At 68.5% G+C, this 12,985-nt stretch carries 8 protein-coding genes; 4 read left to right on the top strand and 4 right to left on the bottom strand.

Annotated features, from left to right (window positions below; all coding sequences use genetic code 11):
• Positions 1–31 precede the first annotated feature (31 nt).
• The 4 genes from KYC_RS27195 to KYC_RS27180 all read right to left on the bottom strand — a co-directional run bounded on the left by KYC_RS27195 (position 32) and on the right by KYC_RS27180 (position 3,255).
• Positions 32–535 (bottom strand): Hcp family type VI secretion system effector, encoded by a 504-nt coding sequence (locus KYC_RS27195; protein WP_006226591.1) that lies wholly within the window; start codon positions 533–535, stop codon positions 32–34.
• Between the two features lie 45 nt (positions 536–580).
• Positions 581–2,074: a type VI secretion system contractile sheath large subunit gene (gene tssC, locus KYC_RS27190; RefSeq protein WP_008168614.1), complete on the bottom strand. Its 1,494-nt coding sequence runs from the start codon at positions 2,072–2,074 to the stop codon at positions 581–583.
• The gene (gene tssB, locus KYC_RS27185) at positions 2,067–2,582 is read right to left on the bottom strand and encodes a type VI secretion system contractile sheath small subunit (RefSeq protein WP_008168611.1); all 516 of its coding nucleotides are present in this window, start codon (positions 2,580–2,582) and stop codon (positions 2,067–2,069) included. The genes tssC and tssB overlap by 8 nt, the downstream gene beginning before the upstream one ends.
• Before the next feature lie 73 nt (positions 2,583–2,655).
• Complete coding sequence (locus tag KYC_RS27180; RefSeq protein ID WP_238532003.1) at positions 2,656–3,255, bottom strand: tetratricopeptide repeat protein; 600 nt, start codon at positions 3,253–3,255, stop codon at positions 2,656–2,658.
• 254 nt (positions 3,256–3,509) lie between these two features.
• Between KYC_RS27180 and tssJ the strand changes: the two genes are divergently transcribed.
• The 4 genes from tssJ to tssI form a co-directional block, all read left to right on the top strand.
• On the top strand, positions 3,510–4,127 hold the full coding sequence (gene tssJ / locus KYC_RS27175) for a type VI secretion system lipoprotein TssJ (protein ID WP_081478124.1): 618 nt from the start codon (positions 3,510–3,512) through the stop codon (positions 4,125–4,127).
• Between the two features lie 85 nt (positions 4,128–4,212).
• Positions 4,213–5,559 carry a type VI secretion system baseplate subunit TssK gene (gene tssK / locus KYC_RS27170; protein WP_008168605.1) on the top strand — a complete coding sequence of 449 codons (1,347 nt, stop codon included), beginning with the start codon at positions 4,213–4,215 and terminating at the stop codon, positions 5,557–5,559.
• 16 nt (positions 5,560–5,575) lie between these two features.
• Entirely contained in the window at positions 5,576–6,355 is a 780-nt protein-coding gene (gene icmH, locus KYC_RS27165) for a type IVB secretion system protein IcmH/DotU (RefSeq protein ID WP_008168603.1), read from the top strand.
• 159 nt (positions 6,356–6,514) lie between these two features.
• Positions 6,515–12,985, top strand: a 6,471-nt coding sequence (gene tssI, locus KYC_RS28510; protein WP_008168601.1) for a type VI secretion system tip protein TssI/VgrG, incomplete at its 3' end; no start/stop codon positions are given.

Here is a 12,985-nt window from a genome sequence, read left to right as displayed (position 1 = left end):
GGCCGCGGTCTTCCTAACTGCCTTGCCGCGATCAGACCGAGTAGGTCTTGTCGTTCTTGGTCAGGCTCCAGGCGCCCTGGGCGTTGCCGCCCTGATTGCCGCCCACCTTCTGCTGCGTGTACTTCCACTGCACGGCGGCGTACTTCAGCGAGAACGACTCGTGCGGCAGGCCTTCGGCCACCACTTCCGGCGCCACGCGGGCGATGATCACGTACTTCAGCTTGATCTCGAGGTACTTGACGCGGTTGCCCTCGCCGTCCGCGCGCAGGAAGTCGATGGTGACTTCGTCGAAGGTGGTGCCGCCCGACGCGTGCTGATACAGCAGCGGGCTGACGACGTCCAGGTCCTTGGTGAAGACCATTTCCCCATGTTCGGTGCGCTCGGCGGTGTGGCCGCCCGAGGTCGAAGCGGTGGCCGAACGCGGCTGGATGATCTCGTGGCGCCACGAGCTGACTTCGATCCAGTCCGGGTGGTCCTTGTCTTGCGACTCGCCCTTGAGCGCCGGATTGCCGAACTTGACGTAGATGTCCTTCATTGTTGATAACCTCTTTTAATGGATGAGTTGTCAGTGCAATGACGCTCAGGATTTCTGGGCCTGGGCCGGCAGTTCGGCAACCAGGCGCAAGGAAATCGAGAGTTCGTCAAGCTGGAAATGCGGCCGCAGGAACGCCACGGCGCGGAAGACGCCAGGACGGCCGGGCACCTCGGCCACTTGCACCGAAGCTTCGCGCAGCGGGAACTGCGCCTTTTGTTCCTGCGTCGCGTTGTCGTCCAGCAGCACATACTGCGACACCCAGCGATTCAGGAAACTCTCTACGGACTGCGCCGACGCGAAGCTGCCGATCTTGTCGCGCATCATCGCCTTCAGGTAGTGCGCCACGCGCGATACCGAGAAGATGTATTGCAGCTGCGCCGACAACACCGCATTGGCGTTGGCGCTGTCCGTGTTGTACTTCTTGGCCTTCTGCACCGACTGGGCGCCGAAGAAGGCCGCGTAATCCGAGTTCTTGCAGTGCACCAGCGGGATCAGCCCCTGGTCGCTCAGCTCTTTTTCACGCCGGTCGGTGATGGCGATTTCGGTCGGGCACTTGAGCGCGATTTCGCCGTCGTCCGTCTTGAAGGTATGCGTGGGCAGGTTCTCCACCAGCCCGCCGCCTTCCACGCCGCGGATCGCCGCGCACCAGCCAAAGTCGGCGAATGCCGCCGTCAGGCGTGCGCCAAAGGCCCACGCCGCGTTGCACCAGAGGTACTTGGAATGGTCGGTGCCATCCACGTCCTCGACAAAGTTGAAGCCTTCGACCGTGGTGCCCTCTACCGGGTCGTACGGCAGGCGGCCCAGAAAGCGCGGCATGGTCAGACCGACATAGCGCGAGTCTTCCGAGTCGCGGAAGCTGCGCCACTTGGTGTATTCCACGGTGTCGAACACCTTGGCCAGGTCGCGCGGGCGGCCCAGGTCGGCGAAGCTGTCCAGCCCCAGCAGCTCGGGCGAAGCCGAGGCGATGAACGGCGCGTGCGAAGCGGCGGCCACGTGCGACATCTGCTCGATGAAGTACATGTCCTCGGGCTGGCGCGTGATCTCGAAATTGCCCAGCAGCGCGCCGAACGGAGCCCCGCCGAATGTGCCGAATTCCTCTTCGTACACTTTCTTGAACATCAGGCTCTGATCAAAGTCGATCGCGGTCTGGAAGTCGCGGACCAGGTCGCGCTTGGTGGCGTTCAGCACCTTGATCTTCAGCATCGGGCTGGTGTCGGTCTCCTGGCACAGGTAGTGCAGGCCGCGCCAGGTGCTTTCCAGGTTCTGGAACTCGGGCGCGTGCATCACTTCGCTGAGCTGGGCCGAGATCAGGCGGTCCAGCTCGGCGACGCGCGCGTCCAGCATCGCCGACAGGTTGTCGGACACCACCACGGTGCCCTTCATGACTTCACGCACCAGCTCGCCAATGATGTCCTTGGCGCGATCGTGTTCGGCGGTGGACTTGGCGACGCGGCTTTGCTCGACGATCTGGTCCAGCAGCCCGCCCTGCGCTTCGGCGGCGGCGGCGGCGGTGTTTTGCGCGGCGGCGGAATTACTCATTGCGGCCTCCCTTGTCGGTCTCGCTGGTCAGCTGTTGCAGCTTTTCGGTACTGGTCAGGACTTCGCCCAGCAGGTCTTCAAGCTTGTCGTTGCCGGCCAGCTTGTTGCGCAGATCGGCCAGCTTGGTGCGGATGTCCAGCAGCTCGCGCAGCGGGTCCACCTGCTGCACCACGGCCTCCGGACGGAAGTCCTCGATGGAACGGAACTTCATGTCGACGCCGAACGTGCCGCCCTCGTCGGTCAGGCGGTTCTTTACCCGGTACGCCGCGCGCGGCTCCAGCCCGCGCATCACATCGTCGAAATTATCGACATCAATGTTGACGAACTTGCGGTCCTTCAGGCGGGGCAGCTCGGCTTCGGACTGCGCCGAAAAGTCGCCCACCACGCCGACCACGAAGGGAAGCTCCTTCTGTTCGATGGCGTCGCCCTTCTCCACGTCATACGTGAGCTGAACGCGCGGCGGACGGACTTTCTGCAATCGTTTCTGAACGCTTTCTTTCTTGGCCATGGAAGGCTCCGTGCAAAGGATCTTGTCGGTCGGTCAGGGGCGCGCCGCAAGGGGCGGCGCGCTCCCCGGCGAATCACTTGGTAAGCAGGTCGCCGAACGGATTCGGCGCGCGGTTGGGCTGCTGGGCAGGCGGGTTGGCGGGTTGCTGCGTGGACGGCGAAGCCGCGGGCGTACGTGCGGTCGAGGCGGCCGGCGGGGTAGCGGGCGCCGTCGCCGACTGCGCGGCGGCAGCCGAACCGGCGGCCGGCACGGAGGCGGAAGGCGTGGCCGGATCAGCCTTGCGCGGCGGGCGCGGACGCGGCGGCGGACGGCGGCCCTCGGGGAACAGCACGTCCTGGCCCAGCGTTTCGCGCATCGACGCGGCCAGCGCGACGGCGTCCGCCCGGGCGTTGCCGGCCAGCAGCGCGTCCGCGCGCAGATCGGCCAGCGACTGCATGGCCACTCGCAGGCCGCCGACAGCGCGCACCGACTTCGCCACGAAGTCGTCCGGATCGCGGTTCAGGGTTTCATCGGCGGCCACGATCGCCTGGCCGTACTTCTGTTGGTCAAACCGGATCTTCGCGATGTAGGACCACGGCGCGCCCTTGGACGGATTGCGCTGCGCGATCTCTTCAAACTGCGCGGCGGCCTGGTCGGCGTCCTTCTGCTCCAGCGTCTTTTCCGCTGCAGCCATGGATTGTTTGTATTCAGCTTCCGACTGCGGTTTGACGGACGCGCAGCCGGCCATTAATGCAACGACACCTGCAATAACAACGAGGCGGGGGAAGGCCATTTTTAAGCACCTAGCAAGGTTGTAACTAGGGGCCGTATTTCAACAACCTTTTGTTAGCGCAGCGCTACAGCGAGTGTCTTCATGTTACTTGCGTCGAATCTGCACGCATCATGCTGCGATCTGTATTGCTTCACACAGTTCCGGTATAAAGGGCCATGTCCAAACTTATCCATTTATCACGTTTGTTCGCAGTCTTGACGTGCGCGCTCGCAAGCACCGCCGTTACTGGATGTGCGGCCGTTTCGGCCATTGGCGCGGTTGCAGGTTTGACGGGTAACGCGATGGAAATGGCGGGCCTGAAAAAGCCCGAAAACGCGCCCGTGGAGGTGAATTTGGCGATTCATGCCGGAGAAAATTTGAATGCCGGCAGCGGCCAGTCGATGGCTGTAGTTACAAAAATATACTACCTGAAGAATCCTGAGCAATTCCAGCGTGCGCCGCTCACGCAATTGATAGACACTGCCGGGGAGAAAGCGGCGCTGGGGGAATCGTTGCTGGGTTCGCGCGAGCTCACGCTTACGCCGGGACAGCGTTACGAAACCGTCGAAAAAGTCCCCAAGCTGGCGGATTACATCGCCGTCGCCGGGCTGTTTTATGCCCCTGCGCCGATGCGTTGGAAGTACGTATTCAAGGTCGAAGACGCGGAAGACACCGGCATCGTCCTGGGCGCGCATGCATGCGCGCTGACGGTGGCCACGGGCAAACCCACGTTGCCGGCGGGCATACCCACCTACGATCCGTCACGCCTGTCCGGCGTGCAGTGTCCAGGTTGACGCGCATCGCCGCCCGCCGTCCATCCAACCTTCTATCTATATAGCGATATAGACACCAAGAAAGACGAAAGAGGGAGCGCCAATTTTGAGTTACTCAGCCAAAGTCCTCTGGGGCGAAGGTTTGTTCCTGCGCCCGCAGCATTTCCAGCGGCAGGACGCATATCACGAAGACCGGCTGGCCGAGATGGCCCGGGCGCTGCACCCCTATGCATGGGGCCTGCGTTCCGCGCGCTTCGATGCTTCGGCGCTCGCCAACGGCATGCTGCGCGCCACCGAAATGAGCGCGGTGTTTCCGGATGGCGAACTCTATAGCGCGCCGCATGGCGACGAGCTGCCGCCGCCCGTTGCCCTGACGGCGCTGGATGGCGTGAGTGAAGCCGTGTTCTACCTGGCGATCCATCCCCTGAAGGCGATAGGCGGCAACTACCGCGACGCGCAGGCGACGGGCGGCTTCGACACGCGCTACACGCACAACAACACGCCCGCGCCCGATCTCTATACCGGCGCCACCACCGCGGAGCTTGCATTCCTGCGCAAGGACGTGCGGCTGATTTCCGAGTTCGAGCCGCGCGACGAACTGCTGGCGATTCCCGTCGCGCGCGTACGGCGCACCGCCAGCGCGGGCTACGAACTGGACGCCACATTCATCGCGCCCAGCCTGTCGCTGACGGCCTCGGGCGCGCTGCACGAGCAGTTGCGCCGGCTGCTGGACGCCCTGCAGGCCAAGGTCAACGCGCTCTACGGCTTTCATCGCGAACCCAGCAAGAACATCATCGAGTTCCGCTCGGGCGACGTCGCCTCGTTCTGGCTGCTGCACACCGCCAACGAAGCCTATGCCACGCTGTCTCACCTGTTCCATCACCCCCAGCTGCATCCCGAGCGCCTGTTCCAGGAACTGGCGCGGCTGGCGGGCGCGCTGATGACGTTTTCCAAGGTGCACACGCTGGCGGACCTGCCCGTGTATCGCCACGACGCGCCCGGACCGGCGTTCGCCCGCATGGACGAGATCCTGCGCGACCTGCTGGAAACCGTGATCTCGACGCGTTACTTCTCCATCGTGCTCGAAGAGCTGCGCCCCTCGTTCCACATGGGCCGGCTCGACTCGGAAAAACTGGACGACACCACCTCGCTGTACCTCGCGGTGCAGGCGGCGATGCCAGCCGCCGAGCTGTCGGAAAGCGTGCCCATGCGCTTCAAGGTGGGCGCGCCCGAAGACGTGGACAAGCTGGTGCTGTCAGCCATGCCGGGCGTGCCGCTCGCCTACACGCCTCAGGTGCCCCCCGCCGTGCCCGTCAAGCCGGGCGCCGTCTATTTCGCCTTGCAGACGCGCGGCTCGCTGTATGACCGCATGCTGCAGGCGCGCAGCATCGCCATCTACGCCCCCGCCGGCATTCCCGAACTCAAGCTGGATTTGATCGCAGTGACCCGCTGACAGGAACCACACCGCCATGACCGCTGACGCCCCTTCCCTGATGCCTGGCGCAACGCTGCCGCCGCGCGCGGCTGAATTTCACGCAAGCCGCCCCGCCAAGTCATTGCTGGATCTGCTGTATGACGGCTTCCTGATGCTGTTCCTGCTCAAGAGCGGACAGGAGCCCACCGACGCGGCCGCCTTCTCCGCGCGCGTGCAGCAATTCCTGGCGGACTACGAGCGCGCCGCCAAGAAGATGGACATTGCCGCCGAGGACGTATACGCCACCAAGTACGCGTTCTGCGCCGCCGTGGACGAGACCGTGCTGAATTCCCGCTTCGCGATTCGCGATGCCTGGATGCTCCAGCCTTTGCAGCTCACGCTGTTCGGCGAACAACTGGCGGGCGAGAACTTCTTCGCCCGGCTCGAAGACCTGCGCGCGCAGGGCGCGCCGCGCCTGCAATCGCTGGAGATCTACTACATGTGCCTGCTGCTGGGTTTCCAGGGCAAGTACCTGATAGAAGGCCAGGAAAAGCTGGGCTATCTGACGGCGCGGCTGGGCGACGAAATCGCGCTGTTGCGCGGCAAGCGCACCGGCTTCGCGCCGCACTGGCCGCTGCCCGACAAGGTGGCGCACACACTCAAGCGCGACGTGCCGCTGTGGTCGGTCATGGCGCTGTTCGCGTTGCTGGGCCTGCTTGCTTTCCTGGGCATGGGCCACTTCCTGAACACCGAAATGCAGACCGCAATGGCGCCCTATCACGACATCGTCAAACTGGGCCCGCGCGCGGCGCATTTGACGATTTCGCTGCCCTAGCGGCAGCAGGCAGAACCCGCACGGCCCACGCACGCCCGTCGCGCCACCCGCGCGACACGTGAAAAGCAGCATTTTGCGCGGGCCGCGCACGCAAGCCCCCGTCCCTTCCGGCGCCCCGCGCGCGCCTTCGGCCCCGCCGATCGAACACCGCCCAGCCCTATGAACGCCTTGCCTTCCAACGCCCCGGCCTACTCTACGCTGAACATCGCCACCCTGTCGCAACAGGCGCGCCTGCTGCGCCTGACCACGGAGCTGGACGCCGAACTGGTGGTCGAGCACATGAGCCTGCGCGAAGGCGTCTCTCGCCTGTTCTCGCTGACGCTGGATTGCCTGGCGGCCAGCGCCGAACTGGACGTGGCGGCCTTGCTGGGCAAGGAGATCAGCGTCAGCCTGCTTCAGGCCGACGGCTCGATGCGGCGCTGGCACGCCGTGGTGGAAGGCGTGGATGCGCTGGGGGCCGATGGCGGCCTGGCCCGCTATCGTCTGCATGCAGCACCGTGGATGGCTGCGCTGGCCCTGCGCCGCGACAGCTTCGTTTACCAGGACCTGTCGGTGCAAGACATCGTCAGCGAGGTGTTTTCGGATTATCCCCAGGCGGCGTTCGCCTTCGAGCTTACCGATGCGCCCAAGCCTCGTCCCCTGTGCACGCAGTACCGGGAATCGGACCTGGAATTCGTGCAGCGCATCCTGGCGGAAGCCGGCCTGTGCTACCGCTTCGAGCACCAGCAGGATGATGGCCAGAGCGCCGGAGGCGGCGCGCGGCATCGCGTGGTGATCTTCGACGCCGACGCGGCGCGCCCGGAAGACCCGTCGTCGCCGCTGCGCTTTCATCGCAGCGACGCCACGGAAACCAGCGACAGCATTACGCGCTTTGCCGCCGCGCAGTCCGTGCGCCCGAGCAGCGTGGCCCGCGCGGCCTGGAACGAACGCTCGTTGACGGCGCATGCCGCCCAATCGCAATCGCAGGCCCGGGTCGAAGCATTGCCCGTGCTGGAGGACTACGACTACGCGGGCCATGGCCGCTATGCCGATGACGACGCCGCCGAACAGGGCGTAGCGCGTTCGCTGCGCGCGCACGAGTCGCGGCTGGTCCGGTTCGACGGCGCCGGCACGGCCCGCTCGTTGGCCCCGGGCCGGATCTTCGCGTTGAGCCAGCACGACCGCTACGCCCAGGGCGGCGGCGGGCAGGCCATCGACGAGCTTGCCGGCAACCGATACGTACTGGTGGACGTCACCCACGAAGCCACCAACAATCTGGGCGGCCAGGCCGCGCAGGTCCTGAACACGCCGGACATGGAGCGCGGCACCTATCGCAACCGGTTCAGCGCGCAGCCCGAGGCGGCGGCGCTGATGCCTGCCTGGCGCGCCCGGCCCACGGCGCCCGAAGGCCTGGCCGCCGTGGTGGTCAGCGCCAACGATGCGCCCGTCACGTCCGACCGCGACCTGCGCGTCAAGGTGCAGTTTCCGTGGCAACGCGGCGAGAAGCCGCTGACGGGCGGCCTGCCGCATCGCACCCATGGCGACGCCAGCGGCAACGCGCCCGGCGACGACCGGTCCGGCACCTGGCTGCGCGTGGCCAGCGCCCAGGCGGGGCCGAACTGGGGCGCCCATCATCTGCCGCGCGGCGGCACCGAAGTCATCGTCGAATTTATTGATGGCGATATCGACCAGCCTGTCGTGGCGGGCCAGCTCTACAACGACGCAGACCTGCCGCCGTGGTCCGCGGGAGAGAACGGCGACGCCAATCACGCGGGCGTGCTGAGCGGCTGGCATAGCCAGGGGCTGGACGGCGCGGGCCGCAACCAGTGGCTCTTTGACGACACCAAGGGCAAGCTGCGCACGCGGCTGGCCAGTTCCACCGCGGCCACACAGCTGGGCCTGGGTCATCTCGTGGAACAAGGCCTGGACGACGCCAGCCGGGGTCAATGGCGCGGCACGGGTTTCGAGCTGCGCTCGGACGCCTGGGCCGTGGTGCGCTCGGGCCAGGGCATGCTGGTGTCGGCCACGGCGCGCGAACAAGGCAAGTCGACGCAGGCTGACGCCCAGGAGGCGCTGCTGCTGCTGCGCGGCGCGCAGGACGCCTCGCGCCGGCTCAACGACAGCGCCAGCCAGCATCAGGCGCGCCCCCTGGCGGCGGCCGAAGGCTATGACGAACTGATCAAGGCGCTGGACCCGGAGCAGGACGGCCGCTACCCAACTCAGGTCAATGGGCAGTCCGCAGGCAAGGCCGTCAACGGACTACGCACGGCCGACGCCCATATCGAACGCATCAATGGCCCGCACCTGCTGGTCGATGCGCCCAATACGCTGAACCTCGCCACGCCGGCCAGCGCCGTGCTGCACGCGGGCGAACATCTGCATGCCACCGCGCAATCCGATGCGCATGTGGCCGCCACGCAGACGTACGCCGCCGTCTCGGCCCGGTCCGCGAGCGTGTTCGCGCAGCAAGGTCCGATCCGCGCGATCTCTGCGCAGGCGCCCGTATCCCTGCATGCCCACACCGACATCCTGGAAGCGCTGGCGGGGCAGGACATCACCGTGACCTCGTCGGCCGAAGGCATCGAAATCCTGGGCAACCAGCGCGTCACCCTGCAAGCGGCGGGCGGCAGCGTCACCCTCGATGGCGCGGACATCGTGTTCAAGGGTCCTGGCCTGTTTTCGGTGAAGGGCGCCACGCACAACTTCGTCGGGCCCGGCAGCGACGCCGCCAGCCTGCCCGCCTTGCCCAGCACGACCGTCGATGATCCGCTGATCGTGAGCGCGGAGCTGGTGCACAAGGACGGCGCCTTCGCCACGGCCGCGAAGAAGGCCGGGGCCAGCCTGATGGCGGGCTTTGGCGGCGCGACGGGCGCCAGCGGCGCGGGCGCGGGCCTGGGCGCAATGGGCGACATCATGCCTGGCGGCTTGAGCGAGCTGGGCAAGACCGCCGCCGGCGCGGCCGGGAAACTGTCGCAGCTTGCCGGCCAGGCGAGTTCGCTGGCCAGCATGGCGAAGAATCCGATGAGCGCGCTGTCCGCCGCCCCGGGCCTGCTGGGCAGCGCGAGCCCCGCCGTGGGCGGCCTGCTGAACACGGCCAAGAACACCATGGGCCTGGTGTCGCAAGCGCAGGCGATGGTTGCGAACCCCATGTCGGCGCTGCCGGCCGCCAAGGGCCTGCTGGGCGCGGTGGCGCCTGGCGCAGGCGGCATGCTGGACGGCGCCGCGTCCGCTGCGGGCGCGGTCTCCAAGGCGGCCGACCTCATCAAGAACCCGATGTCCGCCCTGCCCGCCGCCACAGACATGCTGGCATCGGTCGCGCCCGAAGGCGCGTCCGGGATGATCAGCAGCGCGGCGGGACTGGCGGGGATCGGAGCAGGGACCGCCGACGCCGGCGCGGGCTTGGGAGCCGGCGCCGACGCGGGCGCGAACTTGGGAGCCAGCTCTGCCGCAGCCGCCAGCGCGACAGATGGCGCGGCGGTCGGCGCCAACGCGACCGCGGCTGCCGGCGAAGCCGATGGCGCAACGGCGGCCGCAGGCGTTGCCGGCGGCGCAGGCGCAACGGCCGCAGCCGGTGGCGCAGCGGCCTCGGGACCGGCCGCGTCGGGAGCGGCCGCGCAGGCAGCCCCGGCCCCGGACGCTGCCAGCCCTGCATCGGCCGCGCCGGCGATGCACGCGGCCGGCGCCGGAACCGGAACCGGAACGGACGGCGCGCAAGGCGCCGCGACGGCCGCACACGCAACGCAACCCGCAACGCAGTCCGCAGCGACACCGCCAGCCGCCACGAACACGACCATGACGGCGGACGCCGCTGCGAACACGACCATGACGGCGGACGCCGCTGCGGCGCCGGGTTCGGTCTCCGCCCCCGCGTCGGCATCTGCGCCCGGAACTGCGGCGCCAACGGCATCCGCAACGCCTTCGGCCAGCGCGGCGACGTCCGCGACGTCCGAAACTTCCGTGGCGTCCGCGCCGTCCGCCGGCGCAGCGCCAATGCAAGCCGCCACAACGTCGGCTGCAGCCTCCCCGGCCTCGGAAGCAGTGGCGGGCAGCGCCTTCAGCGGCGCCGCCGCGACCACTGGCGCATCTTCGCTCGCGTCCTCGGGAGCGGCGGCCGGTGTCGCCGCCAGCGCCATGCCGGCAACCGCCGGCGCGGGGGTGGCGGCCAGCGCGGCAGGTGCAGGCGCGGTCGCAGGCTTTACCTCAGCAGGTGACGTCGCGGGCGCTGCCCCGAGTCTCTCCGCGCAGGCCATGGACGCAGGCGCAGCGGCAGGCGTCGCCTCCGGCGCCATGGGCGTGACGGCGGGCCCGGGCTTCGCCGCGGACGCGACAGGCGCGAGCGCCGCCGCAAGTCTCTCCGCTGGAACTTCCAGCGCGTCCGCTGGCGCAGGCCTTGCCGCCGACGCAGCCGGGGCCAGCGCCGCCGCAGCGCTTGCACCTGGAGCGATGAACGCAACGGCCGGCGCCGGCCTGACCGCAGCAGAAGCGGGAGTCAACACGGAAACGGGCCTGCTCGCTGACGCAACGGGCGCCAGCCGCGGTTCGGACCTGACCGCAACGGCAACAGACGCCAGCAATGCGACGGGACTGGCAGCAAGCGCCCCGGACGCCATCGTGGGCGCAGGCCTGGCTGCCAGCTCCGCGGGCGCCCATATGGGCGCAGGCATCGCCGCCACGGGAGCCTTGGCGCAAAGCCGCGCCGGCGCCTTGCCGTCCGCCGCCATCTTGAATACCGCGCAGGATGCAGCACGCACCGCTGCCCCTGGCGATGCGCCCCAGACCGCGCGCGGCCAAAGTTCGGAGTCAGCCCGTAACCCGGCTTCGGCGCACGCTCGGGATTCGCAAGCGGTTTCGCCCGACGCCGCGAAGGCCGCCATGGATCCGGCGAGCGCCACGCTCACCGCCGCCTCTACAGCCATGGAACGCTCCGCTGCGCCAGCGGTCTCCGCCTCTCCCCTACAAGCCTCGCCGTCCCTCGAAAGCCGCGCCGCAGACGCCTCGTGGCTGGATGCGGGACGTACAGGCGGATCGGCCGTGACGACAGGCATGCTGGCGGCCGTTGCCGGCGCGATGACGGCGGCCGAGTCCGCGCGATCCCATGTCGACGACGACGGCCGCCGCGCTGATGCTTCGGGCGCCGATGCGTCGAGCGCCGGTGCGCCGGGCGCCGATGCGCCGGGCGCTGACGCGCCGCGCGACGCTATGCCCAGCGCCTCTACCCTCTATGCGAGCCCCGCGGCAGCCGGCACAACGATGCACGCCGATGCCGCGCCTGCCATGGACAATTCGCGACCCGCAGCGGCTGAGGCCGAGCAGACCGCGCAAGCCGCGGCGGGGCTGTTCGCCGCCGGCCGCTCTGACCATTCGACCGCGACCTCCTTGCCTTCCTCCGGCAAACCGGCCTTCGACGGCCTCAGCCGCTCCACGCTTCCTCCCCCGGCTTCGACAGGCGGCAACGCGCAACACGGATCGGGCAGCGATACCGCCACGTCCGCCCCGGCCGCGCTGCCGAATGCGGCATTGCTCGCAACGATTGCCGCGGGCGCGGGCAGCCTGCTCAGCGCCACGGCATCGGCGGCCAGCGATGCCGGACGGCTGGTTTCCGCCGCAACCCCAGCGGACGGCGGCTCGCCCTTCCTGGCCGAGATGCCATCTATCGCCTCGCCTTCCGTCGCGACCGCGCCCGGCGTCGCGAGCGGCGACTTTTCGGCAGTCGCCGCCGCCCCGGCGCACGGGGGGACCGACGCCGCGTTCTCCGCATCCGGTGCGTATGCGCAGAGCGCCCCGCCCGCTTCCGCGTCGGCCATCATGCCGGGCGGCACGTCTTCCGCATTGGCAACGTCTGACGCGATGCCCGCTACAGCATCAGTGCCGGGACCGGACGCCGCGCTGCAGGGCGGTCCCGCGATCTCCGCATCAGACCCCGTATTGAGCGCTGCGCCAGCGATCTCGGGATCGGACGCAGTCTTGAACGGCGCGCCGCCGCTCACCGGATCCGGCACTTTGCCGAACGGTGCGCCGACGCTGCCGGCATCCGATGCCGCGCTCAACACCACGCCATCCCTGGGGCAGGTGTCCGCGCAAACGCCCGGCTTCGTGCCGGGCTCCGGGTCGGCTGGCGTGGCGCAAGGCGCCGGCCTGCCCAGCATGCAGTCCGGGGCTGGCGCCGGCATCGCGGGCGCGGGCGTTGGCACGGACGCCGCCGTCGGCGCCTCAACATCAAACAGCGGCGCGGCGGCGGCTAGCGCGCCAGCCGTGGCCTCCGGGCCGGGCGCCGCGACGGCGCCGGGCGCTGACGCCCGTGTTGTCTCGGACCCGGCGGCAAGCTCCGCCGGTGTGGCAACCACAAGCGCCGACGCAGGTTCAGGCGCAGCGACAGGAGCGACCGCAGGAGTCAGCGCATCCGCGCCTGCCGGACAAAATGCGAATGCCGGCGCAAGCGCTGACACCCGCGTGGATGCAGCCGCGGGAGCTGACGCCAGCGCCGGAGCTGGCGCGTCCGCCGCAACGGGGCCAAACGCAAGCGCAAGCGCAACCGCAACCGCAAGCGCAACCGCAAGCACAAACGCGGGCGCCACGGCAAGCGCCGATGCGGGCGCCAGCGCAACCGCCACCCCCGCGCCCACCGGCGCGTCCCCGGCAAGCAGCCCATCC

It is taken from the genome of Achromobacter arsenitoxydans SY8 (assembly GCF_000236785.1).
Classification (GTDB): domain Bacteria; phylum Pseudomonadota; class Gammaproteobacteria; order Burkholderiales; family Burkholderiaceae_B; genus Achromobacter; species Achromobacter arsenitoxydans.
This window is presented reverse-complemented; position numbering and strand designations above follow the sequence as displayed.

Coding starts and splice junctions, on each gene's coding strand:
- tssB (WP_008168611.1), bottom strand. CDS start 2,582: ATGGCCAAGAAAGAAAGCGTTCAGAAACGATTGCAGAAAGTCCGTCCG.
- tssC (WP_008168614.1), bottom strand. CDS start 2,074: ATGAGTAATTCCGCCGCCGCGCAAAACACCGCCGCCGCCGCCGCCGAA.
- tssJ (WP_081478124.1), top strand. CDS start 3,510: ATGTCCAAACTTATCCATTTATCACGTTTGTTCGCAGTCTTGACGTGC.
- KYC_RS27195 (WP_006226591.1), bottom strand. CDS start 535: ATGAAGGACATCTACGTCAAGTTCGGCAATCCGGCGCTCAAGGGCGAG.
- KYC_RS27180 (WP_238532003.1), bottom strand. CDS start 3,255: ATGGCTGCAGCGGAAAAGACGCTGGAGCAGAAGGACGCCGACCAGGCC.
- icmH (WP_008168603.1), top strand. CDS start 5,576: ATGACCGCTGACGCCCCTTCCCTGATGCCTGGCGCAACGCTGCCGCCG.